Below are 23,556 nucleotides of genomic sequence, written 5' to 3'. Positions count from 1 at the left end.
GGACCCTGGAACGCGGCCCGGCGGAGCGGAACGCGTCCTACAGCGGCATCATCTCGAAATCGTCCTTGGTGACGCCGCAGTCGGGACAGGTCCAGTCCTCGGGCACGTCCTCCCAGCGCGTGCCGGGAGCGATGCCCTCCTCGGGCAATCCCGCGGCCTCGTCGTAGATGAAGCCGCAGACGACGCACATCCAGGTGCGGAAGGCGGCCTGTGTGGCGGGCTGGTTCATCCGAAGGTGCACTGCGTTGCGGAATGGGCCATTGTCCCATCTGCAGGCCTGTTTCGGAACCGATGCGCATGAACGGACCCCCAGCCCCGTCACCCCGGGGCCTCTACCTGGTCACGCCGGACGAACCGGACACCACGCAGCTGCTGCGCCGCGTCGACGCCGTGCTCGGCGAGGCCACGTGGCTGCAATACCGCAACAAGGCGGCCAGCGCGGACCTGCGCCGGGAGCAGGCCGCCGCGCTGCGGAAGCGCTGCAGCGCCGCCGGCGTGCCGCTGATCGTCAACGACGACCTGGACCTCGCGCGCGCGGTGGGCGCCGACGGACTGCATCTGGGAGAGGACGACGGCGATCCGGCGGCGGCGCGCGCGGCGCTCGGCGTCGACGCGATCATCGGGGTGTCCTGCTACGACGACCTGGCGCGGGCCGCGCGCGCGACGGCGGCGGGCGCCAGCTATCTCGCTTTCGGCGCGTTCTTCCCGACCCGGAGCAAGACCGCAGCGCGCCGCGCCGGTCCGGAGCTGCTGGGCGCCGCCGCCCGCTGGGGGCTGCCAAGGGTGGCGATCGGCGGCATCACCGCCGACAATGCCGGGCCGCTGGTGGAGGCGGGCGCGGACCTGATCGCGGTCATCGGCGGCGTGTTCGAGGCCGGCGACCCGGCGGCCGCAGCGCGCTCCCTGCGACGCTGCTTCGACGCCCCCGGCGCGACCTGATTCGACCAGCGTCTCTGGGCGTCGCCGCACGCACGCGAATCCGCCGACCGCGGTGGCGCCACCGCATCGCCACAGGACCCGACATGAACCAGTCCCGCTCGAACGCCCTCTTCGCCCGCGCCCGCGAACTGATGCCCGGAGGCGTGAATTCCCCGGTACGCGCCTTCCGCTCGGTCGGCGGCGAGCCGTTCTTCGTCGCGCGCGCCGACGGCCCGTATCTGTTCGACGTCGACGGCAACCGCTACATCGACTACGTCGGCTCGTGGGGGCCGATGATCGCCGGCCACAACCATCCGCGGGTGCGCGAGGCGGTCGAGCGCGCGGCGCGCGACGGGCTGTCCTTCGGGGCGCCCTGCGCGGCCGAGGTGACGATGGCCGAAACCCTCGCCCGGCTGGTGCCGTCCTGCGAGATGGTGCGGATGGTCAATTCCGGCACCGAGGCGACCCTGTCGGCGATCCGCCTGGCGCGCGGCGCCACCGGACGGGCGCGCATCGTCAAGTTCGAGGGCTGCTACCACGGCCATGGCGACTCCTTCCTGGTCAAGGCTGGCAGCGGCGCCCTGACCTTCGGCGTGCCCGACTCGCCCGGCGTGCCCAAGGCGCTCGCGGACCTGACCCTCACCCTGCCCTACAACGACTTCGACGCCGCAACCGCGCTGTTCGACCGCTCCGGCGACGACATCGCCGGGCTGATCATCGAGCCGGTGGTAGGCAACGCCAACTGCCTGCCGCCGCGCGACGGCTATCTCCCGCACCTGCGCGAACTGTGCACCCGCCACGGCGCGGTGCTGATCTTCGACGAGGTGATGACCGGCTTCCGCGTCGCCCTCGGCGGCGCCCAGGCGCGCTACGGGGTGACTCCGGACCTCAGCACCTTCGGCAAGATCATCGGCGGCGGCATGCCGGTCGGCGCCTACGGCGGCCGCCGCGAGCTGATGGAGCAGGTCTCGCCGGCGGGCCCGGTGTACCAGGCCGGGACCCTGAGCGGAAACCCGGTGGCGATGGCGGCGGGCCTGGCGATGCTGGAACTGGTGCAGGAACCGGAGTTCCACCAGCGACTGGAGGCCACGGCCAACGCCCTGTGCGACGGCCTCGAGGCGGCGGCGCGCGATTCCGGCGTGCCGCTCACCACCAATCGCGTCGGCGCGATGTTCGGGCTGTTCTTCACCGCGGCGCCGGCCGTCGATACCTACGCCGGCGCGGTGGCCTGCGACGCCGCGGCGTTCGCGCGCTTCTTCCGCGCCATGCTCGCGCGCGGGGTGTTCCTGGCGCCGTCGGCGTTCGAGGCGGGATTCGTCTCGGCCGCGCACGACGAAACCATCGTCGCTGCCACCGTCGACGCCGCGCGCGAGGCGTTCGCTGCCGCCCGCGCATGAACGGGGCTTCGCTGCCGCAGCTGGTGCTGTTCGACTTCGACGACGTGCTGGCCCGCTATTCGCACCAGGCGCGCATCGCGCATCTTGCGCAGGGCTGCGGCGTCGCAGGGGAACGCGTCTCCCAGGTGCTGTTCGAGTCGGGCCTGGAAAGCGACTACGACGGCGGCCTGATCGATACCGCCACCTATCTGGACAGGCTCGGGGCGGGGCTGGGCGCACCGGTCGACGAGGCGCTGTGGATCGCTTCCCGGGTGGCCGGAAGCAGCGTCGACCCGGCGGTCGTCGCGCTGGCGCAGGCGGTGGCCGCGCAGGCGCGGGTCGGGATCCTGACCAACAACGGCGCATTGCTCGCAGAGGCCTGCCGGACGCTGCTGGCGCCGCTGTTCCCGGTTCTCGAGGGCGCGGTGCTGTGCTCGGGCGCGCTGTGCATGCGCAAACCGGATGCCGCGATCTTCCGGCGCGCGCTGGCGCATTTCGATACCGCGCCCGGACAGGCGCTGTTCCTCGACGACAAGCCCGCCAACGTGGCCGGCGCCCGCGCGGTGGGCCTGCACGCGGAATGCGTGGCGGATGCGGCGAGCCTGGGCGCCGCGCTGCGCCGCCACGGCTTCGCGCTGCAGCCGGACCCGGGCGCGCACGCAATCGGCGCCGGGATCGGCTAGCTTCTCCCGGGACCGCTCCCGCAACCTGCGGGTGCACCGCCACGGAACCGATCCATGCGCCTGGAAACCCTCGCCATCCACGCCGGCGGCGACGCCGACGCCGCCACCGGCGCGCTGTCGCCGCCGATCCATCTGTCCACCACCTTCCGCCACGGGCCGGCCGCCGAACGCGCGGCCGGCTACGAGTACCAGCGCGAGGGCGACCCGACCAACGACCGCCTGCGCGCCGCCATCGCCGCGCTGGAGGGAGCCGCTGCGGCGCTGACCTTCGCCTCCGGCATGGCGGCGATCTCGGCGCTGCTCGATTCGCTCGGCCCCCGCACCAGGGTCCTGTTCCCGCAAGACTGCTATACCGGCCTGCGCGTGCTGGCGGCGGAGTTCCTTCCGGAGCGGGGCATCGAAGCGATCGCGGTCGACACCACCGACCCGGCGGCGGTGCGTGCCGCCTGTGCGGGCGGGGCGGCCCTGGTCTGGGTCGAGACGCCGTCCAATCCGCTGCTGGCGGTGAGCGACGTCGCCGCACTGGCGGCGATCGCCCACGAGCACGGCGCGCTGCTCGCCTGCGACAACACCTTCGCCACGCCGGTGCTGCAGCGGCCGCTGGCGCTCGGTGCCGACGTGGTCATGCATTCGACCACCAAGTACTTCGGCGGCCACAGCGACGTGCTCGGCGGGGCGCTGGCGTTCGCGCGCGCCGACGCCTGCTTCGCACGGGTGGCGCGCCGCCTGCACGCCACCGGCGCCACGCTGGCACCGTTCAGTGCCTGGCTGACGCTGCGCGGCTGCCGGTCGCTGCCGGCGCGGATGGCGGTGCACTGCGCCAATGCGCGCCGGGTCGCGGAATTCCTCGCCGTGCAACCGCAGGTCGAGCGGGTCCACTATCCCGGGCTCGCGTCGCACCCCGGCCACGCGGTCGCCGCACGGCAGATGGATGACGCCGGCGGCATGCTCAGCATCGAGTTGCGCGGGGGACGCGACGCGGCGCTTGGGCTGGCCGGCGCGCTGCGGCTGTTCACCAATGCCACCTCGCTGGGCGGCTGCGAATCGCTGGTCGAACACCGTGCCTCGGTGGAGGGAGACCGGCCGGTCTCCCCGCCGGGGCTGCTGCGGCTGTCTGTCGGCCTGGAGCACGTCGAGGATCTGATCGAGGATCTGCGCCAGGGATTGACCGGGCTGTAGAGCCGAACTCGCTCTGCTGCGTGGGCTCCGTAGCCCCGTAGAGCCGAGCTTGCTCGGCTGCGTGGGCTCCGGGGCCTCGTAGAGCCGAGCTTGCTCGGCTGCGTGGGCTCCGGGGCCTCGTAGAGCCGAGCTTGCTCGGCTGCGTGGGCTCCGGAGCCGGGAGCAGCGGAGCAAGCTCCGCTCTACGACGGCGGGCCAGACCCGGCCGACCGTTTTCGTCAATACGTATCATTATCATTTACAATCGCATCGAGCCGAGCCCGGCCTTTCCCCCAACTTCTGACCCGCCCCGATGCCGAATTTCCGAGAGACCCTCGCCCGCCGTCCGCAGGGCGCAATCCTGTGCCTGGCGCTTCTGGCCGCACTCCATGGCCCCGTGTACGCGGAGTCGGCCCCAGCCACCGATGCCAACACCCTCGACCGGATCCAGGTGATCGGCAGCGCCGCGCGCGCCCGGGAGATCACCGGCGCCGCCCAGTACATCGGCATCGACGCGCTGCAGGATTTTTCCCATACCGACATCCAGCGCGTGCTGCGGCAGGCGCCCGGCGTCTACGTGATCGAGGAGGACGGCTACGGCCTGCGCCCGAACATCGGCATCCGCGGCTCCGGCATCGACCGCAGCAGCCGCATCACCCTGATGGAGGACGGCGTGCTGATCGCCCCGGCGGCCTACGCCGCCCCCGCCGCCTACTACTTTCCCACGGCCGCGCGAATGAGCGCCGTGGAGATCCTCAAGGGTGCGGCCGCAGTGCGCAACGGGCCCCGCACCACCGGTGGCGCGATCAACCTCATCTCCACCCCGATTCCCGAGGCGCCCCTCGGCGGGCATGCCAGCGTGCTGTTCGGCCGCGACGACACCGTCCTCGGCCACGCCTGGCTCGGCGGACGGCAGGACAACGGCTTCGGCTTCCTGGTCGAGACCGTGCAGCAGCACAGCGACGGCTTCAAGCGGCTCGACGGCGGCGGCGACACCGGCTACGACCTGCAGGACAGCCTGGTCAAGCTGGCCTGGACCAGCGACTCCCGCGACGGCCCGGCCCAGCGCGTCGAATTGCGCCTGGGCCGCAGCGACCAGGACTCCGACGAGACCTATCTCGGCCTCGCCGAGGCGGATTTCCGCGCGACCCCGTACCGCCGCTACGCCGCCAGCCGGCTCGACGACATCGAGGTCGAGCACACCGACGCGCAGCTGCGCCATGCCATCGCCTTCAACGATCGCGTCGACCTGAGCACCGTCGTCTATCGCCACGAGACCACCCGCGCCTGGTACAAGCTGCAGGACGTCGCCGGCACCGGCCTCGGCGCGGTGCTGGCCGACCCGGACGCCTTCGCCGCCGAATTCGCCTGGCTCACCGGCGGCGACTCGCCCGCCGACGCGCTGCGCATCCGCAACAACAACCGCGCCTACGAGGCGCGCGGGGTGCAGACGGCGCTAGGCTGGCGCATCGACGGCGCGCATGCATCGCACCAGCTGCAGGCGAGCGTGCGCTACCACGAGGACGAGGAGGACCGCTTCCAGCAGGACGATCGCTACCGGATGCAGGACGGCCGGATGCTGCTGACCACCCCCGGGCTGCCCGGAAGCCAGGACAATCGCGTCGGCAGCGCCGAAGCCTGGTCGTGGTACCTCTCCGACGAGATCTCGGTGGGCCGCCTGACCCTGGCGCCGGGGCTGCGCTACGAGGACATCCGCCTGCAGCGCGTGGACTACGCGCGCACGCCCGAAGGCCGCGGGCAGGCGCCGACCCGCGTCACCCGCAGCGAGATCGACCAGTGGATCCCCGGCTTCGGCGCAAGCTGGGACTTGGGCGCGGGCTGGACGCTTTTCGGCAGCGTCACCCGCGGCTTCAACCCGCCCGGCCCCGGGTCCGACGCCGAGCCGGAGCGCAGCCGCAACCACGAGCTGGGCGTGCGCCTCGACCGCGGCGGGCTCTCCGGCGAGGCCGTGGCCTTCTACAACGACTACGCCAATCTCGTCGGCACCTGCACCGAGTCCACCGGAGGCGGCTGCGACATCGGCGCGCAGTTCGACGGTGGCCGGGCGCGCATGGCGGGCATGGAAGCCCGCCTGGCCTGGACCGCGAATCGCGACGGCGCGGTGCGGTTCCCGCTGCGCGCCAGCTATACCTGGACCGATGCCGAGTTCCGCAATAGCTTCGGCAGCGACTTCGAGGAATGGGGCGAGGTGGCCGCGGGCGACGCCCTGCCCTACCTGCCCGAGCAGCTGCTGTGGCTGGGTGTCGGCGCCGAAGGCGAGCGCTGGTCCGCCGACCTCAGCGCGACCTGGATCGACGAGATGCGCGAGACCGCCGGCCAGGGAAACATCCCGGCCGGGGAACGCATCGGCGGCGCCACCATCGTCGATCTCGCCGCCAGCTGGCGCATCGCCGGCGAGCTGGAGCTGCTGGGCAAGGTGGAGAACCTGCTGGGCGAGACCTACCTGGCCGCGCGGCGCCCCTACGGCGCGCGGCCGGGGCGCCCGCGCAGCGCCTTTGTCGGGGTTCGCTACCGGTTCTGAGCAGGCGGCACGGAGCGCCGCAGCCGGCCTCAGCGCGCCAGCGCGCGCAGCGCGGCGCCCAGGCGCTGCAGGCCCTCGGCGATGTCGTCGTCGCCGATGTTCAGCGGCGGCACGAAACGCAGCACGTCCGGCCCCGCCTGCAGCAGCAGCAGGCCCTCGGCAGCGGCGTGGTCGAGGATCTCGCCGGCGCGCCCGGCGAGATCGGGCGCCAGCACCGCCCCCAGCATCAGGCCACGTCCGCGCACGCCGGAGAACAGCCGCAGTTTGTCGTCGAGCGCGGCCAGGCCGGCGCGCAGGGCGGCGGACTGCCGGGCGACGTTGGCCGCGATCTCCGCCGAACCCAGCTTGCGCAGCGCCACCCGCGCCACCGCCGCCGCCAGCGGGTTGCCGCCGAACGTGGTGCCGTGGTCGCCGAACCGCATCACCTCGGCCACTTCCGGCCCGGCCAGCATGGCGCCGATCGGGAAGCCCCCGCCCAGCGCCTTGGCCAGGGTGACGACGTCCGGGGTGACGCCGTCCTGCCAGTGGGCGAACAGCCCGCCGGTGCGGCCCATGCCGCACTGGATCTCGTCCAGCACCAGCAGCGCGCGGTGGCGGTCGCAGAGCGCGCGTATCGCCTGCAGGAAGCCGGGCGCGGCCGGCATCACTCCGCCTTCGCCCTGCACCGGCTCGACCAGCACGGCGGCCACGTCGCCGCCCCCCATCGCCGCCTCGAGCGCCGCAACGTCGTTGAAATCGACATGACGGAACCCGCCAGGCAGCGGCTCGTAGCCGGCCTGGTACTTCGGCTGCGCGGTGGCGGTCACCGCGGCCAGGGTACGGCCGTGGAACGAGCCCCTGAAAGTGAGGATGGTGCGCCGCTCCGGCGGGCGCCCCTGGGTCGCCGCCCATTTGCGCACCAGCTTGATCGCCGCTTCGTTGGCCTCGGCGCCGGAGTTGCACAGGAACACGCGCGTGGCGAAACGCGAGGCCCTGACCAGCTCGTCGGCCAGGCGCAGCGGCGGCTCGCTGTGGAATACGTTGCTGGTATGCCACAGGCGCCCCGCCTGCTCCTGCAGCGCCGCCAGCAGGTCCGGGTCGCCGTGGCCGAGGCCGCAGACGGCGATCCCGGCCGCGAAGTCGACGTACTCGCGGCCGTCGCTGTCCCACAGCCGCGATCCGCGGCCGCGCTCGAGCACCAGCGCGCGCTGCCGGTAGACCGGCAGGTACCGGTCGGCGAGCGAGAGAGGCGACACGACCGTATCCGGCATCGTCCAGAATCCATGCGGAGGAGGTGCATTCTCACCGATCGCCGCACCTGCGGCACAATCGGCGGATGAGCATGCCGATGCGTCCGGGCACCGCCCCACCACTCGAGCCCGCCAGCGCCACCGGCTGGCGCCGCATCGGGTTCGACATCATCTACCGGCACGACACCCCGCTGTCGCGCAATTTCGACCTGCTGCTGGTGGTGGCGATCCTGGCCAGCGTGGTGGCGGTGATGCTGGACAGCGTGGCCTCCATCCATCTGGGCCACGCACGGCTGCTCTACGGGCTGGAATGGGCGTTCACGCTGCTGTTCACCGCCGAATACGTGCTGCGGCTGGTGGTGGTGCGGCGGCCGCTGCGCTACGCGCTGAGCATCTGGGGGGTGATCGACCTGCTGTCGATCCTGCCCACCTACCTGTCGCTGCTGCTGCCCGGCAGCCAGAGCCTGCTGGTGGTGCGGGTGCTGCGCATCCTGCGCCTGTTCCGGATTCTCAAGCTGACCCGCTACGTCGAGGAAAGCGGGGTGCTGGTACAGGCGCTGTGGCGCAGCCGGCGCAAGATCTTCGTGTTCATCTTCGCGGTGGTCACGATCGTGGTGATCGCCGGCGCGCTGATCTACGTGATCGAGGGTCCGGCCAACGGCTTCGACAACATTCCGCTGAGCATGTACTGGGCGATCATCACCGTGGCCACGGTCGGGTTCGGCGACATCGTGCCGGTCACCCCGACCGGACGTTTCATCACCTCGATCCTGGTGCTGATCGGCTACAGCATCATCGCCATCCCCACCGGCATCTACACCGCCGAGCTGGTCACCCACCTGCGCCAGGAAGACGCGGAGGCGCGCAGCCACGACGCGCGCGGCTGCGGGCAATGCGGCCTGCGCGGCCATGCCGCGGACGCCGCGCACTGCCGCCGCTGCGGCGGACCGCTGCCGCGCGCGGACTGAGGGCGGCGAACCCGGGTGCGGGCGCGCCGGGGCGCCTTCAATCGAGGAACAGGTCGGGCAGCAGCGGCTGCGACGGATCCACCGCATAGCGGTCCAGGTCGGCGATGCCGGCCTCCCGCAGCACTTCGTCGTCGATCAGGAACTGCCCGCTGAAGCCCCGCGCGGGACGGGTGAGGATCGCGTGCGCGGCATCGGCCATGATCGCCGGGTCGCGGCCGTTGCCCTGCTCCACGCCGGGGATCATGTTCAGCGCGTCGGTGGCGATCAGGGTGCGCGGCCACAGCGCGTTGACCGCCACGCCGCGCGGGCCGAACTCCCCGGCCAGGCCGAGGGTGACGAAGCTCATCCCCATCTTGGCCAGGGTATAGCCGGTATGCGGCGCCCACCATTTCGGGTCCAGCGAAGGCGGCGGCGCAAGGGTGAGGATGTGGGGATCGGGCGCCTCGAGCAGGTGCGGCAGGCAGGCCTGGGCGCACAGGAAGCTGCCGCGCGCGTTGACCTGCTGCATCAGGTCGAAGCGCTTCATCGGCGTGTCCAGCGCGCCGCGCAGCCAGATCGCGCTGGCGTTGTTGACCAGGATGTCGATGCCGCCGAAGGCATCCACTGCGGCCGCCACCGCCGCGCGCACCTGGTCCTCTTCGCGGATGTCGCACTTGAGCGCCAGCCCCTGCCCGCCGGCATCGGCCACCGCCTGGGCGGCGGTATGGATGGTGCCGGGCAGCTTCGGGTTGGGAACGTCGGACTTGGCGGCGATCGCCACGTTGGCGCCGTCGCGCGCCGCGCGCAGCGCGATCGCCAGGCCGATCCCGCGCGAGGCGCCGGTGATGAAGAGCGTCTTGCCAGCGAGCGTGGACATGGGGGATACCCGTGATTGGTGATTGGTGATTGGTGATTGGTGATTGGTGATTGGTGATTGGTGATTGGTCAGATGCTAGCGCACTCGGGCTCCTGCTCTTGCGAATCACGAATCACCAATCGCGGTTCTGCCAATCACGAATCACCGGCTCTCAAGGCTTCGGCCCCTGGCCCTCGTTGTCCTCCCACTTGAGAATGCGCCGGGTGACGAAGCGGTACACCGGCTTGCCGGTGCGGAACCAGAGGTCGCGCAGCCAGGAGTGGCGCTTGAGCAACCGCCGCTCCACCGGGGTCAGGAACTCGCGGCAGTACATGCGCTTGTGCTTGAGCAGGTGGCGCAGGTCCTCGCGCGCCAGCAGCCGCATCCAGCGCGCGCGCGGATTGCCGCAGGTGGCGAGCTGGAAGTCGATGATCCCCGGGCTGCCGTCCTCGAGCACCAGCCAGTTGGCCTCCTTGGCGAGGTCGTTGTGCGCCAGGCCATGCCGGTGCAGGGCCTGCAGCAGGCGCCTGGCCTGGCGGAAATAGCGCAGGTCGCCTCGCGGCGGGCGCTGGTACATGGCCGCACCGGCCAGGTGGCTGCGGTCCAGGCGCCGCCCGTCCCATCCCAGCAGGCGAGGGACCGCGGGCAGGCCGGCCACGCGGCGCAGGCCGCGCGCCTCGCGGCGCGCCAGCCACCAGGCCGGCAGCCGCAGCCACGGCGGCACGTGGGCGAGATCGCGGCGCACGAACACGCCGCGCGCGTCGCGCATCAGCGCGATGCGGCCGAAGCTGTCGGCCTTCAAGGCCTGGATCTCGACGGCGTCCTCGCGTGCCATCGCCGCATTGTAGGCGCTGGCTCCGGCCCCGGAGCGCCGCACCCGGCACCCGGTCGCGCAACCATGGTCGAAGGCGACCCGCCGCCGGCACCGCGGCTGCCATAATTGCGCGATGACAGATGCCTGGTTCGACAGCATCCTCGCCTGGATCAGCGCGCATCCCGTGGCCGCGGGCGGCCTGATCTTCCTGATCGCGTTTCTCGATTCGCTGGTGGTGCTGGGCATCGTGGTACCGGCGCTGCCGCTGCTCTTCGCGGTGGGGACGCTGATCGGGCTCGGGCACATCGACGGCGGCTACGCGATCGCCTGCGCCGCCGCGGGCGCCTTCGCCGGCGACGCGCTGAGCTTCTGGGTCGGACGCCGCTGGGGTTCGCAGATGCACGCCCACTGGCCGTTCCGGCGCTATCCGCAGCTGCTCGACCGCGGCGAGACCCTGTTTCGCAGGCATGGCACCAAGAGCATCCTGATCGCGCGCTACGTCGGCGCGGTGCGGCCGTTCGTACCGGCGATCGCCGGGATGCTGCGGATGCCGCTGCGCCGCTACGTGCCGGTGAGCCTGTTCGCGGCGGTCTCCTGGTCGGTGGCGTTCCTGGCGCCGGGGTGGCTGTTCGGCGCCTCCTACGACGCGGTGGCGGCGGTCGCCGACCGCCTCGCCCTGGTGCTCGGGGCGATGCTCGCGGTGATGGCGCTGGCGTGGGCCAGCGTGCTCTACACCTGGCGCTGGTTCGACGGCCACGCCAATGCGCTGCTGGCGCGCGCGCTGAAATGGACGCGCACCCATCCGCGCCTGGGTCGCTACGCCGCGGCGCTGATCGACCCCAACCGACCGGAGTCTCCGTCGCTGGCGATCCTCGCGGCCTGCCTGCTGGCGATCGCCTGGGCCTGGTTCGCGCTGCTGACCACGGTCCTGATGCGCGGCGAGCCGCTGGCGATCGACCGCAGCGTGTACGAGTTCATGGTTTCCCTGCGCAACCCGCTGGCCGACCGCATGCTCGCGGGGCTGGCGTCGATCGGCGACGCGGCGGTGCTGGTGCCGGCGGCCGGGCTGGCGACGCTGTGGCTGCTCTGGCGGCGGCGCTGGATCGCCGCCGCGCACTGGCTGGCGGCCCTCGCCTTCGGGCTGGTGCTGACCACCGTGCTGGAGCGGCTGATCGACATGCCGCAGCCGCCGACCGCGCACCTCGGCTTCGGTTTCCCGTCGATGACCGTGACGATGGCCACGATCGCCTTCGGGTTCTTCGCGGTGCTGATCGCGCGCGAGTTGCCGGGCCGCACCCGGGTATGGCCCTACCTGGTGTCCGGCGTGGTGGTGTCGCTGCTGGGCTTCTCGCGCATCTACCTCGGCGCGCACTGGCTCAGCGACGTGGTCGGCGGAATGCTGCTGGGCATCGTCTGGCTGCTGGCGCTGGGGCTGGCGTACCGGCGCCACGTGGCGCGCTCGTTCTGGATGCGGCCGCTGGCCTGGGTCTTCTACGGCAGCTTCGTGGTGGCGGCGGCATGGCACGCGCCGCGCGCAGTGGACCCGCTGCTGGCGAGCTTCACCCCGCCGCTGCCGAACATCAGCATGGCGCAGGACGACTGGTGGCGGAGCGGGTGGGCGCGCCTGCCGTCGCAGCGCAACGAGCGCGACAGCGAACAGCGCTGGCCCCTCGACGTCCAGGTTGCAGGCCCGCTGCAGCCGCTGCAGGCCCAGCTGGAGCCGCATGGCTGGCGCATCCAGCCCCAGGCGGACTGGACCGCCACCCTCGGACTGCTCGACGACGACACCGCGCCGGACGCCCAGCCGGTGCTGCCGGCCACCCTCGAGACCAGCGCGGAATCGCTGCTGCTGCGGCGCCCGCTCTCGCCCGAGCGCATCCAGGTGCTGCGGCTGTGGCGCGCGCCGGCGCGCCTGTCCGGCGGGACGCCGCTGTGGATCGGCTCGGTACAGACGCTGGACTACACCCGGCCGTTCGGCCTGTTCGGACTCTGGCAGCCGCAGGGCGATGCCGGCGCCACCGCGTGGGAACGCCTGCGCGGCGACGTCGGGGGCCTCGATGCGCGCAGCGACACGCACCCGCGCTCGGGCCGGCCGGTGCTGCGCATCCGCACCGCCGGGCCGGCGCTTCCGGCCACGCCCCCGCCCGGCTGACCGCGCCGCGGTTCAGGATACGAATTCGAGCAACTGCTGCAGCCGCCGGTGCGGGTCCGCCTCCTGCAGCAGGGCCTGCCGCTGCGCATGCTCCAGCGGCAACAGTTCGGCAAGGCGCCAGCCGACCCAGCCGGCATCGTCGAACCGCGCCTTGGGTACCCCCGAGACCGCCGCACCGGCATGCTCCAGGATCCGCCGCAGCAGTTCGGCCAGCAGCGCATGCTCCGGCAGCAGGCGCACGCGCGGATCCTCGTCCTGCCACGCGATCCCGGCCACTACCAGGCCGTTGTCGCGGACCCGGGTGCTGTGCACCCGGAAGCGCCGCGCGCCGCGCACGCGCAGCGACAGCAGGCCGTCCGCATCGCGGTCGAAGTCCTCGATCAGCGCCTCGGTGCCGTACGCGGCCGGCGATGCCGGAGCGCCGCTCTCCTCGCCATCGAGGATCAGGCAGATGCCGAAGGTCCCTCCGCTGCGGCCGCAGTCGCGCACCAGGTCGAGGTAGCGCGGCTCGAAGACCCGCAGCCCGAGCGCCGCGCCCGGCACCAGCACCGAGTGCAGCGGGAACAGCGGCAGGAGCTGGCCGTCGTCGCTCATGCGGCAGTTGTGCCACGGATCGGCGTGGATGAACACCGCCGCGGCGCACGGCCGGGCGCGGCGCTCAGGCCCGAGGCTGCTCGCCGCGCAGTGCGGCCAGGAAGCGCCGTGGCGCGCCGTCGAAACCGCCGTTGGACATGAACACGACATGGTCGCCGCCGCGCGCGATCGCGCCGAGCGCCCGCACCAGCGTTTCGACGTCGGCCACCGCCTGCGCCCGGCCGCGCAACGCGGCGACCACGCTGCCGGCATCCCAGGCCAGCTCCGGCCGATGCAGGAACACCACCGCGTCGGCGCCAGACAGCGCCGGCGCCAGCGCCTCGGCGTGCGCGCCCAGCCGCATCGAATTGCTGCGCGGCTCCAGCGCCACCACCACGCGCGCGCCCCCGACCCGGGCGCGCAGCCCCGCGAGCGTGGTGGCGATCGCCGTGGGATGGTGGGCGAAGTCGTCGTAGACCGAGATCCCATCCGCCTCGCCCAGCAGTTCCATGCGCCGCCGGATGCCGCCGAATCCGGCCAGCGCCGGAATCGACGCGTCCACGTCGACCCCCACCGCGGCGCAGGCGGCCAGCGCCGCCAGCGCGTTCATCACGTTGTGGCGCCCCAGCAGCGGCCAGCGCACGGTGCCCACCTCGCGGCCGCCGCGCTGCACCGTGAACACGCTGCCATCGTCCCGCTCGAGGCGCGCGTTCCAGTCGAACGCGCCGTCGATGCCGAAGCGCTCGACGGGCGTCCAGCAGCCCATCTCCAGCACCTCGGCCAGGCGTGCGTCCTCGCCGTTGACGATCAGCCGCCCGCGCCCGGGCACGGTGCGGACCAGGTGGTGGAACTGGCGCTGGATCGCGGCCACGTCCGGGAAGATGTCGGCGTGGTCGAACTCGAGATTGTTGAGCACCGCCACCGCCGGCCGGTAGTGCACGAACTTGCTGCGCTTGTCGAAGAAGGCGGTGTCGTACTCGTCCGCCTCGACGACGAACTCGCGGCCGCCGCCGAGACGCGCCGACACGTCGAAGTCGCCGGCGACCCCGCCGATCAGGAAGCCGGGTTCGCGGCCGGCCGCCTGCAGCAGGAAGGCGAGGATGGCCGTGGTGGTGGTCTTGCCGTGAGTGCCGGCCACGGCGATCGTCTCGCGCCCCGGCAGCACCTCCTCGGCCAGCCACTGCGCTCCGGAGGTGTAGCGCATCCCGCGGTCGAGCACGTGTTCGACCGCGGCGTTGCCGCGCGAGAGCGCGTTGCCGACCACCACCGCATCGCAGTCGGGAGAGACGTGCGCGGGCAGGTAGCCCTGGCGCAGTCCGATCCCCAGCGATTCGAGCTGGGTCGACATCGGCGGGTAGACCGCCTGGTCGCTGCCCTCCACCGTATGGCCCAGCTCGCGCGCCAGCGCCGCCACGCCGCCCATGAAGGTGCCGGCGATCCCGAGGATATGGATCTTCAAGGCTTTCCCGCTCCGGCCGTCGCCCGGCCCCTGTCGAAACGTTGTCGCCGCCGCGATGGATCGCATCCCCGCCGCGCGCATCGGGCCGTCACCAATCGAGCCCCAGATGCAGCAGCAGGAGCGTTGCCGCCATCGCTGCGGTGATCGCGGCCACCCTGGCGCGCGTGGCCAACAGCGCCTGCTGCCACAGCCGGAACCAGTAGCGCAGCAGCCAGGCCAGCAGCGCCGCCTCCAGTGCCAGCACGGCGACCACGGCGAGCAGCAGGCCGCCGGCGCGTTCCGCGGTGGGCGGCGGCTGCACCGCCAGCCACAGCAGCGGCAGCGAAGCCGCCACCCGCACCAGCGCCGCCATCGCCAACGCCTGCAGCGCCGGCAGCAGCAGCGCGCGCCGGCCGGCCGCCGTCAGCAGCAGCCAGCACAGCAGGATCTCCATCGTCGCCGCGGCCAGCATCGGCGCGGCGGCGCCCTGTGCGGGGTGCGGCGCGACCAGGCCGACGACCGGGATCGCCGCCAGCGCCAGCCCCCACAGCAGCAGCGTCGGCGACCACGCCGGCGGCAGCGCCTGCAGCGGCCCTCGCAGCGCCAGGAAACGCAGCCACGGGTTCGGCAAGGCTCAACCGGCGGTCGTGGCCGCCGGGGCGATCGCCGCCAGGATCCGGTTGAACACGTCGTCCAGGGAACCCACGCCGTCGACCACCGTCAGCTGCCCGTGTTGCCGGTAGAACTCGATCACCGGCGCGGTCTGCTGATCGTAGACCTGCAGGCGCTTGCGCACCGATTCGGGCCGGTCGTCGGCGCGGCCCTCGGCCTGGGCGCGGCCGGCCAGGCGCTCGATCAGCAGTTCGTTGTCCACCGCCAACTGCACCGCGGCATCGAACGGCTGCCCCAGGCGCTGCAGCAGCGCGTCCAGCGCCGCCGCCTGGGCCAGGTTGCGCGGGTAGCCGTCGAGGATGAAGCCCTCGCGGGTGTCGTCGCGGGAGAAGCGGTCTTCCAGCATGCCCAGCAGGATCTCGTCCGAGACCAGGTCGCCACGGGCCATCACTTCCTTCGCCTGCAGCCCCAACGGGGTGCCGGCGGCGACTTCGGCGCGCAGCAGGTCGCCGGTGGAAATATGCGGCACGTTCAGCGCATCCTTCAGCCGCGCGGCCTGCGTGCCCTTGCCCGACCCGGGCGCACCAAGAAGAACCAGTCGCATCGTTCGCTCCACACGGACGGAATCCGGACGGCGCGGATGTGGCGTTAAACTGCCCCGCGCGCCGTCGCAGGCGTCAGCTTACCGTATCCGCCGGCGATTTCCGGCCTCCCCTCCCTCCATACGAGTTCGCCATGCCATCCGGAACCCTGCTCTACGCCCAGTCGGGCGGCGTCACCGCCGTCATCAACGCCACCGCCTCCGGGGTCATCAGCGAGGCGCGCGCACGCAAGGTCAAGGTCCTCGCCGCCCGCAACGGCATCCTCGGCGCCCTGCGCGAGGACCTGATCGATACCGGCAAGGAGTCCGCCGCGGCGATCCGCGGCCTCGCCCACACCCCGGGCGGGGCGTTCGGCTCCTGCCGGTACAAGCTCAAGTCGCTCGAAGCCGATCGCGCCAGGTACGAGCGCCTGCTCGAGGTGCTGCGCGCCCACGACGTGCGCTGGTTCCTCTACAACGGCGGCAACGATTCGGCCGACACCGCGCTCAAGGTCTCGCAGCTGGCGGCGGAGTTCGACTATCCGCTGACCTGCATCGGGGTACCCAAGACCATCGACAACGACCTGGCGGTGACCGACTGCTGTCCCGGTTTCGGTTCGGCCGCCAAGTACACCGCGGTCTCGGTGCGCGAAGCCGCGCTCGACGTCGCGGCGATGGCCGACACGTCCACCAAGGTGTTCGTGTACGAGGCGATGGGCCGCCATGCCGGCTGGCTGGCGGCGGCGGCTGGCCTCGCCGGCCAGGGCCCCGACGATGCCCCGCACATCATCCTGTTCCCCGAGCGGGCCTACGACGAGGCCGTCTTCCTGGCCCAGGTGAAGAAGGTGGTGGCGAAGGTGGGCTACTGCGTGGTCGTGGCCAGCGAAGGCATTCAGACCGCCGACGGCCGTTTCGTCGCCGACGCCGGCGGCGGCAAGGATTCGTTCGGCCATACCCAGCTCGGCGGGGTGGCCTCGTACCTGGCCGGCAAGGTCAAGGACGAACTCGGCTTCAAGGTGCACTGGACGCTGCCCGACTACCTGCAGCGCTCGGCGCGGCACATCGCCTCGCAGACCGACCTGCTGCAGGCGCAGGCGGTGGGCAAGGCGGCGGTGCAGTTCGCGCTGGCCGGGCGCAACGCCACCATGCCGGTGATCCGCCGCACCTCCGACAAGCCCTACCGCTGGAAGATCGAGAGCGCTCCGCTGGATAAGGTGGCCAACCACGAGAAGAAGATGCCGGCGGGCTTCCTGCGCAAGGACGGTTTCGGCATCACAGCCAACGCGCGCCGCTACCTCGAGCCGCTGATCCGCGGCGAGGCCTATCCGCCCTACGGGCGCGACGGCATTCCCGCGTACGTCACCCTGAAGAACGTCGCGGTGAAGAAGAAGCTGCCCGGCTGGGACGGTTGACGCGGGGGCGCCGGGCGCGCGTGCGCGGCCGGCGCTCCGGTTCCGGCGGCGCCGCGGATGGACCCTTCGGCCCGCGGCCATCGCATCTGGGATAATGCCCGGCCTTCGCAGACGAGCCCGCCGCCATGATCCGCAGGACCATCCTCAACGACAGCCATCGCGCGCTCGGCGCCCGGATGGTGGACTTCGGCGGCTGGGACATGCCGCTCAACTACGGTTCGCAGATCGAGGAGCACCACCGGGTGCGCCGCGAGGCCGGCATGTTCGACGTCAGCCACATGACCGTGGTCGACCTGCGAGGCGAGCGCGCGCGTGCGTTCCTGCGCCGGCTGCTCGCCAACTCGGTGGACAAGCTGAAGAAGCCCGGCAAGGCGCTCTACACCTGCATGCTCAACCCCGAAGGCGGGGTGATCGACGACCTGATCGTGTATTTCCTCGGCGAGGGCTTCTTTCGCCTGGTGGTCAATGCCGCCACCCGCGACAGGGACCTGGCCTGGATCGCCGGCCACGCCGGCGAATTCGCGGTCGAGGTGAGCGAGCGCCCGGAACTGGCGATGATCGCGGTGCAGGGGCCGCAGGCGCGGGCGCGGGTGATCGGCCTGCTGCGCGAGGAGGATCGCGCGGCGGTGGAGAAGCTGAGCCGCTTCGCCGCCACCGAAGCGCGAACGGCGTCGGGCGCCGCCCTGTTCGTCGCCCGCACCGGCTATACCGGCGAGGACGGCTTCGAGATCGTGCTGCCCGACACCGACGCGGTGGCGCTCTGGAGCGCGCTGCTCGATGCCGGGGTCGCGCCCGCGGGCCTCGGTGCGCGCGACACCCTGCGCCTGGAGGCGGGCATGGCGCTGTACGGCCAGGACATGGACGACACCGTCACCCCGTACGAAGCGGGCCTGGGCTGGACCGTGGCGTTCGACGAGGGTCGCGACTTCATCGGCCGCGACGCGCTCGAGCGGCAGAGGACCGAGGGCGCCCCGCGCCAGCTGATCGGGGTGGTGATGGACGAACGCGGCGTGCTGCGCCACGGCCAGCGCGTGCTGACGGGCAACGGCGAGGGCGAGGTCCTGTCCGGCACGTTCTCGCCCACGCTCGGCAAGGCGATCGCATTCGCGCGGGTACCGGCGGGCGATCCGGGCGCGGTGCGTGTGGACCTCCGCGGCCGCGAGGTTCCGCTGCGACCGGTGAAGTTCCCGTTCGTACGCGAAGGGCAGGCGCAGCCGGGAGTCCTCGGCTAGGCCGCCAGGAGCCGCGGCCGACACGGCGGATGCGCTTGCCGGCCGGCCGCCGGCCGCGATCGTCATGCCGGATCGCCGCAGGAACCACCCCGGCCTCGTGACTTTCCGGCCTGTCTCGGCGCCCCTCGCGCGCTGCGGGCGGAGGACCGCGATCCCGCGGCCCGGGACATGCCCGCCAGCGGACGCCAGGCGCTGGCAGGGGCTGACAACCCCCGCATCACCTTCGCTACACTAGCGCCCGCTTCTCCCGACACCGCGACCCCCACCCCGGAGCCAGACATGAGCGAGATCCCAGGCGACCTGAAGTTCATGAAGTCCCACGAGTGGGCGCGCGTCGAGGACGACGGCAAGGTGACCGTGGGCATTTCCGACCATGCGCAGGGATTGCTGGGCGACCTGGTGTACGTCGACCTCCCGCACGTGGGCGACAAGGTGGAGGCCGGCAACGCCGCAGCGGTGGTCGAGTCGGTCAAGGCGGCGTCGGACGTGTACGCGCCCGTCTCCGGCACCATCGTCGCGGTGAACGACGACTTGGCGGACAAACCCGAAACCATCAACGAGGACGCCTACGGCGAGGGGTGGATCTTCGTGGTCCAGGCCGACGACACCGACCAGCTCAACGAGCTGCTCGATCCGGACGCCTATGGGTCGCTGCTCGAGGACGACGACCTCTGATCGCCGACCCTCCGGGCGGCGTGCAGCAGCCCCCCGCCACGGCGTAGTCGCGGGCGGGCGGCAGTCCGCAGCCGCACAGGCTGCGGACGCGGGACGTTCCGCTCCTCCGCCATCGGCCTGCCGGCACTGAACACGGCGTCACCCCCCGGCGGCTCTGCCGGAGATCCTTCGCGAAGCCTGTTCCGGATAACTCCCGCAAGCGGGCATGCACGACGATCAGCGGCTGCCGCACTGGAACGCGAACGGCTGCCGGACGACCTTCATGCGTTCTTCGCAACGCCGACTGCAGACCCGGAAGGACATCGCGGGGAGCGGTCGCGGAAGACGAAGAAGACGCTCGCGGCCGTCGCGAAGTTCGCGCACTTTCGCGCAAACGGACTTGTGCAACGCGAAATCCGCTCCCCGTTCGACCATCGTCTCGACGCCCGCTCGGCATCCGGTCAGCCCGCGCGAGCGACGCGTCCGGCGCGCGTCGCCGCGCAAGGCGTCTTCGTGCCGCACCCGCGCAACGAGAAGAAAAGCGCTTGAAAAAAGCGGTTTCGCACGCGCGTTGCCGCTGCACCGACCGCGTGCCCGGCAATCCGCCGACGCCGCACGCGGCGATCGCGGCGGTTTCAGGGGCGAGCAGCCGCGACAGACCCCGGAAAATTATCGCTTCGGGGTGTTGACAGTGGAAAAAACCGTGATTAGGTTTCGCCCAAGCAGACGTTGCTGCAGGAACGAGTGATCCGAGTCAAGACGAAAAACGCACCAGACAACTCAGCCTTCCGCCCCGAACTTGCCAAAGGTGGAATCAGCCTTCGTCTCCCCTGCAAAAACGCGACCCACCCCTACACCGCACCCGCGACGCATCGCGTCGCGGGTGTTTTCGTTCGACGCGGACCTGTCCGCGCCCGCCGGCCGCTCCCGTGCCGGCACCCCATCCGTCCCGATGCGCGGTGCGCGTCGGCGGTTGATCGCGGGTCCGATACCCGCGATGTGTTTGCGTACTGGGCACTGGAAGCAAAGCAAGTCAACTGACGAGGAGAGCCATCACATGGCCACTAAGAAAGCTGCAAAGAAACGTCCCGCCAAGAAGGCGGCGAAAAAGGTCGCCAAGGCGAAGAAGGCAGTCCGCAAGACCGCCAAGAAGGCAACCCGCAAGGTCGCCAAGCGCCCGGCCGCCAAGAAGAAGGTAGCCAAGAAGAAGGTCGCGAAAAAGAAGGTCGCGAAAAAGAAGGTAGCCAAGAAGAAGGTCGCCAAGAAGGCAGTCCGCAAGAAGACCGCCAAGAAGACCGCGAAGAAGGCCACCAAGAAGTCCGCGAAGAAGGTCGCCAAGAAGCGCCCGGCCAAGAAGGCGGCGACCAAGACCGCCACCAAGAAGCGCGCCAAGAAGGCGGCCAAGAAGAAGCCGGCCAAGAAGGCCGCCAAAAAGAAGGCGAAGCCTGCGCGGCGTGCCCGGAAAGCGGCTCCGGTCGTGATCCCGGCCGCGCCCGCACCGCTGATGTAAGCAAGCCCCGGTTGTTCGTAGTCAGGACTCCCTCTCCGCGTGCCCAGGCGGAGAGGGAGTTTTTTTTTGGCTCGACCGGCTCCGGAGCTGGCGCCTTCACCGGCTCCGCGCGGTCGCGACGGACCCGCATGCCCCTCTTTTGGCCATGTACATGGCGGCGTCGGCCTGGGCGATCAGCGTCGCATCGTCTTCGCCGTCTTCCGGATAGATGCTGATGCCGATGCTTCCCTTCAACCTGATCCGTTGACCACCCAGCTGGCTGGGGGCGCCGAGCGCCGCGATGACCTTGTTGGCCACGACCAGGGCACCCGACGGGCCGGAGACCTCATCCAGCAATATGAGGAACTCGTCCCCACCGTATCGGCTGACGGTATCGGCTTCGCGAACCGCCGAAGCGAGGCATCGGGCCGCGAACCGGAGGGCCTGGTCGCCGCCCGCGTGGCCCAGCGTATCGTTGATGCGCTTGAAGTCGTCGATATCCACGAACAGCAGCGCCAGATGCGTACCACGGCGCTTCGCACTGGCGATCGCCCGCCCCAGACGGTCGAGCAGCACTGTCCGATTGGGAAGGCCGGTCAATCCATCGAGCTCGGCCGACCGCGACACCTCCTCGAGCCGGGACGCGGCATCCTCGGCTTGCAGGTGGGCGCGAAGGGTGGAAGCGACCATCTGCTCGACGGCCTCGACCAGCAGGCAGTCGTCCACGCGCCGTTCTTCGGCACAGGCCAGGCGCTGCAGGCGGGCCAGCTCCTCGCGCGCCAACCCGATCCGCTCCTGGAGACGGGCCAGTTCTTCGCCGGCCCGAGACACGGGGGAACCATCGCTGCCGGAAGATGCGTTCATGGCTGCAGGCTCGCGCTTCACTCCGGGCGGCCGCCCGGCCCACCGGAAGCGTCGGGCCGTCGCGGCCTCCCGCCGAGCAGGCCCTCGAGCCGGACGAGCTTGTCGCCGATGCGCAGGCCGTCGCCGTCGATGCTGTATTCGCGCAACTCGTTCGAGTGGTCGCTGGCCCGCACCTTGACGACCGCCATCATCCGCAGCAACCGGCTGTCGACCTCCATGTAGCGCTGCACGATGATCGCGTCGGTCATGAAGGCGGTCCCGTAGGGGCTGAAGCGCAGGTCGGTGTAGCGGTCCTCGAGTTCGGAGGTCATCAACACGGTGACGCCCGCGCCCGCCAGCGCGGCGACCATGCGCGCCAGGTTCTCGCGGAAGTCGGCGCGGAAGGTGGGGGCCAGGGCCAGTTCGAAACCCGAAAGGGAATCGATGACGACTCGCTTCGCATCGAGACGGCGGATCTCGCCCAGCAGCAGGCCGACGACTTCGTCGATGGAAAGGTCGGGCGCTCGGCTGTCCACGACGCCGACCCGCCCGCTGCCGACCAGGTCGGCCAGCGCGGGATTGCGCGATCGATGCGGGTGCTGTTCGAACGCCGCGATCACGCCGGCCTCGCCGCAGCGCGCGCCTTCGGCCAGGAACGCGGCGGCCAGGATGCTCTTGCCGGACCCCGAGGGCCCCGCGACGAGCAACGAGTAGCCGCGCGGCAGGCCGCCCCCCAGCATCTCGTCCAGGCCCGGCACGCCCATCAGGGCGCGCGAAGCGCCCGGTTCGTCGATCGTCCCGGGCATGGGCTGCACGCGGGCGGGTGCGAAGACCGTGATGCCGGCTTCCCCGATCCGGAACGTATGCAACCCCGGCAACGGCGGGCGGCCGCGCATCTTCGCGACCTCCAGCTTGCGGACCATGGAGTTGCGCTGGACGCTCTGCTGCATGCAGATCATGCCGTCGGCCACCGTGAAAACCGGGTTGGCTTCGGTCTCGGTGGAGTACTCGCCGATCAGGAACGTCGTCGCCTGCCAACTCGTCATCAGCATGCCGAGCTGCTGGATGAACTGCTGCAGGTCGTTGTCCGACCGGCCCTGGATCGCGTTGGCCTGCGCAATCGAGCGGAACGAGTCCACGAAGACCAGCGACGGACCGTGCTTTTCGACCTCGGCCACGATGCGACGCAGGAGCTGGTCGAGGCCCGACTTGCCCACCTCGTCGGACAGGTTGATGAAGTGGATGGAGCGGCCGATCGCGTCGCTGTCGAAGAAATCGAACTGCTGCTGATAGCGCAGCATCTTCAGCGGCGGCTCGCCCAGCACGGTCAGATACAGGGCGGGACGCTCGGGCGTGGACAGGGCGAACATGATCTGGTGCGCCAGGGTGGTCTTGCCGCTGCCCGGGGCGCCGGAAATCAGGTTGAACGAGAACTCCGGAAACCCACCACCCAGCACCTCGTCCAGTCCGGGCACGCCGGTGCGCAAGCATTGGATGATCGATTTCGTTTTCATGATGAATTGTCCGGAGCGGGCGGGCCGCTCGAATGATTCGCCCGCACGGAACGAAGCAGCCGCTCGGTAAGCGACAGCCCGACCAGGGTGACGAGCAGGTCGTGGATCGTTTGCAGCAGTGACGCGCCGTTGCTGATGGCGTCGACCCCGCTGTGCTGGGCGACCGCGGATCGCAACGCGTCGAAATCAGGCGTACCCGGCGCCCCTTCCTGGTCGGAGAGGCTCGTCATCAGCGGCCCCAGGGTAGCGCTGAGATAAAGACTGCGCCGGTAGATCAGCGCGAAGCCATGCGATCCCATGACCGGGACCAGGGCGGCCTGGATCTCGCGCAGGATGGAGACCAGCACGTCGGCGATCCTTGCCGGCTCCAAGCTTTCGCCGACCCTTGCGCGCAGGGTCGCTGCCAACCACGGATTCGGCCTTTCCACTCAGGGGACCAGCCATTGCCTTGTGGCGTAGTGGCAGGAAGAGTAGTGCTGGCGACGCGGGCATGGTGTGAAGCCAGCGCCGAGAGGTGCGGCGTTCTGCAGCTCG

22 protein-coding genes are annotated in these 23,556 nt (G+C 71.2%); 11 read left to right on the top strand and 11 right to left on the bottom strand.

Annotated features, from left to right (window positions below; genetic code table 11):
• Positions 1-37 precede the first annotated feature (37 nt).
• Complete coding sequence (locus tag H0E84_RS17515; RefSeq protein WP_180679944.1) at positions 38-229, bottom strand: rubredoxin; 192 nt, start codon at positions 227-229, stop codon at positions 38-40.
• Positions 230-297: 68 nt separating this feature from the next.
• Here H0E84_RS17515 and thiE point away from each other — a divergent pair, with 68 nt between their 5' ends.
• The 5 genes from thiE to H0E84_RS17490 all read left to right on the top strand — a co-directional run bounded on the left by thiE (position 298) and on the right by H0E84_RS17490 (position 6,677).
• Positions 298-939: a thiamine phosphate synthase gene (thiE, locus tag H0E84_RS17510; RefSeq protein WP_180679943.1), complete on the top strand. Its 642-nt coding sequence runs from the start codon at positions 298-300 to the stop codon at positions 937-939.
• A gap of 83 nt (positions 940-1,022) precedes the next feature.
• Positions 1,023-2,315, top strand: coding sequence for a glutamate-1-semialdehyde 2,1-aminomutase (gene hemL / locus H0E84_RS17505; protein WP_180679942.1), 1,293 nt, complete (start codon positions 1,023-1,025; stop codon positions 2,313-2,315).
• Positions 2,312-2,977: an HAD-IA family hydrolase gene (locus H0E84_RS17500; protein ID WP_180679941.1), complete on the top strand. Its 666-nt coding sequence runs from the start codon at positions 2,312-2,314 to the stop codon at positions 2,975-2,977. Before hemL ends, H0E84_RS17500 begins: the two co-directional genes overlap by 4 nt.
• A gap of 54 nt (positions 2,978-3,031) precedes the next feature.
• Entirely contained in the window at positions 3,032-4,156 is a 1,125-nt protein-coding gene (locus H0E84_RS17495; RefSeq protein WP_180679940.1) for a trans-sulfuration enzyme family protein, read from the top strand.
• A gap of 292 nt (positions 4,157-4,448) precedes the next feature.
• Positions 4,449-6,677, top strand: coding sequence for a TonB-dependent receptor family protein (locus H0E84_RS17490; protein WP_180679939.1), 2,229 nt, complete (start codon positions 4,449-4,451; stop codon positions 6,675-6,677).
• Positions 6,678-6,706: 29 nt separating this feature from the next.
• Here the strand turns inward: H0E84_RS17490 and H0E84_RS17485 are convergent, their stop codons facing one another.
• Complete coding sequence (locus H0E84_RS17485; RefSeq protein ID WP_345776341.1) at positions 6,707-7,912, bottom strand: acetylornithine transaminase; 1,206 nt, start codon at positions 7,910-7,912, stop codon at positions 6,707-6,709.
• 92 nt (positions 7,913-8,004) lie between these two features.
• Here H0E84_RS17485 and H0E84_RS17480 point away from each other — a divergent pair, with 92 nt between their 5' ends.
• Positions 8,005-8,874: an ion transporter gene (locus H0E84_RS17480; protein WP_180680089.1), complete on the top strand. Its 870-nt coding sequence runs from the start codon at positions 8,005-8,007 to the stop codon at positions 8,872-8,874.
• A gap of 37 nt (positions 8,875-8,911) precedes the next feature.
• On the opposite strand, the gene H0E84_RS17475 is transcribed toward H0E84_RS17480, so the two are convergent.
• Both H0E84_RS17475 and H0E84_RS17470 read right to left on the bottom strand, forming a co-directional pair.
• Positions 8,912-9,730, bottom strand: coding sequence for an SDR family oxidoreductase (locus tag H0E84_RS17475; RefSeq protein WP_180679937.1), 819 nt, complete (start codon positions 9,728-9,730; stop codon positions 8,912-8,914).
• 151 nt (positions 9,731-9,881) lie between these two features.
• Positions 9,882-10,544, bottom strand: coding sequence for a protein kinase family protein (locus H0E84_RS17470; protein ID WP_180679936.1), 663 nt, complete (start codon positions 10,542-10,544; stop codon positions 9,882-9,884).
• A gap of 112 nt (positions 10,545-10,656) precedes the next feature.
• Between H0E84_RS17470 and H0E84_RS17465 the strand changes: the two genes are divergently transcribed.
• Positions 10,657-12,675, top strand: a complete 2,019-nt coding sequence (locus H0E84_RS17465) for a bifunctional DedA family/phosphatase PAP2 family protein (RefSeq protein ID WP_180679935.1) — start codon at positions 10,657-10,659, stop codon at positions 12,673-12,675.
• A 12-nt stretch (positions 12,676-12,687) separates the two neighbouring features.
• On the opposite strand, the gene H0E84_RS17460 is transcribed toward H0E84_RS17465, so the two are convergent.
• The 4 genes from H0E84_RS17460 to H0E84_RS17445 form a co-directional block, all read right to left on the bottom strand.
• Entirely contained in the window at positions 12,688-13,269 is a 582-nt protein-coding gene (locus H0E84_RS17460) for an LON peptidase substrate-binding domain-containing protein (RefSeq protein ID WP_180679934.1), read from the bottom strand.
• Positions 13,270-13,333: 64 nt separating this feature from the next.
• On the bottom strand, positions 13,334-14,773 hold the full coding sequence (gene mpl / locus H0E84_RS17455; protein WP_180679933.1) for a UDP-N-acetylmuramate:L-alanyl-gamma-D-glutamyl-meso-diaminopimelate ligase: 1,440 nt from the start codon (positions 14,771-14,773) through the stop codon (positions 13,334-13,336).
• Positions 14,774-14,795: 22 nt separating this feature from the next.
• The gene (locus H0E84_RS17450) at positions 14,796-15,317 is read right to left on the bottom strand and encodes a hypothetical protein (protein WP_180679932.1); all 522 of its coding nucleotides are present in this window, start codon (positions 15,315-15,317) and stop codon (positions 14,796-14,798) included.
• 3 nt (positions 15,318-15,320) lie between these two features.
• Positions 15,321-15,902: an adenylate kinase gene (locus tag H0E84_RS17445; protein WP_180679931.1), complete on the bottom strand. Its 582-nt coding sequence runs from the start codon at positions 15,900-15,902 to the stop codon at positions 15,321-15,323.
• A 131-nt stretch (positions 15,903-16,033) separates the two neighbouring features.
• Here H0E84_RS17445 and H0E84_RS17440 point away from each other — a divergent pair, with 131 nt between their 5' ends.
• The 4 genes from H0E84_RS17440 to H0E84_RS17425 all read left to right on the top strand — a co-directional run bounded on the left by H0E84_RS17440 (position 16,034) and on the right by H0E84_RS17425 (position 20,686).
• Positions 16,034-17,290: a 6-phosphofructokinase gene (locus H0E84_RS17440; protein ID WP_180679930.1), complete on the top strand. Its 1,257-nt coding sequence runs from the start codon at positions 16,034-16,036 to the stop codon at positions 17,288-17,290.
• A gap of 125 nt (positions 17,291-17,415) precedes the next feature.
• Positions 17,416-18,522 carry a glycine cleavage system aminomethyltransferase GcvT gene (gene gcvT / locus H0E84_RS17435; protein ID WP_180679929.1) on the top strand — a complete coding sequence of 369 codons (1,107 nt, stop codon included), beginning with the start codon at positions 17,416-17,418 and terminating at the stop codon, positions 18,520-18,522.
• Positions 18,523-18,801: 279 nt separating this feature from the next.
• A complete protein-coding gene (gene gcvH, locus H0E84_RS17430) occupies positions 18,802-19,197 on the top strand; it encodes a glycine cleavage system protein GcvH (RefSeq protein WP_180679928.1) in 396 nt (131 codons plus the stop codon).
• A 1,036-nt stretch (positions 19,198-20,233) separates the two neighbouring features.
• Entirely contained in the window at positions 20,234-20,686 is a 453-nt protein-coding gene (locus H0E84_RS17425; protein ID WP_180679927.1) for a hypothetical protein, read from the top strand.
• 96 nt (positions 20,687-20,782) lie between these two features.
• Here H0E84_RS17425 and H0E84_RS17420 read toward each other — a convergent pair whose 3' ends face one another.
• Genes H0E84_RS17420 through H0E84_RS17410 form a run of 3 tightly spaced genes read right to left on the bottom strand, consistent with a single transcriptional unit; the run spans position 20,783 to position 23,429 of the window.
• On the bottom strand, positions 20,783-21,529 hold the full coding sequence (locus H0E84_RS17420; protein ID WP_180679926.1) for a GGDEF domain-containing protein: 747 nt from the start codon (positions 21,527-21,529) through the stop codon (positions 20,783-20,785).
• A 17-nt stretch (positions 21,530-21,546) separates the two neighbouring features.
• Entirely contained in the window at positions 21,547-23,022 is a 1,476-nt protein-coding gene (locus H0E84_RS17415) for a DUF7125 family protein (protein WP_180679925.1), read from the bottom strand.
• Positions 23,019-23,429 (bottom strand): hypothetical protein, encoded by a 411-nt coding sequence (locus tag H0E84_RS17410; protein WP_180679924.1) that lies wholly within the window; start codon positions 23,427-23,429, stop codon positions 23,019-23,021. Before H0E84_RS17410 ends, H0E84_RS17415 begins: the two co-directional genes overlap by 4 nt.
• Positions 23,430-23,556 lie beyond the last annotated feature (127 nt).

It is taken from the genome of Luteimonas salinisoli (assembly GCF_013425525.1).
GTDB classification, from domain to species: domain Bacteria; phylum Pseudomonadota; class Gammaproteobacteria; order Xanthomonadales; family Xanthomonadaceae; genus Luteimonas; species Luteimonas salinisoli.
Note: the sequence above shows the minus strand (reverse complement) of the source record. Positions and strands in the feature narration are given on the sequence as shown.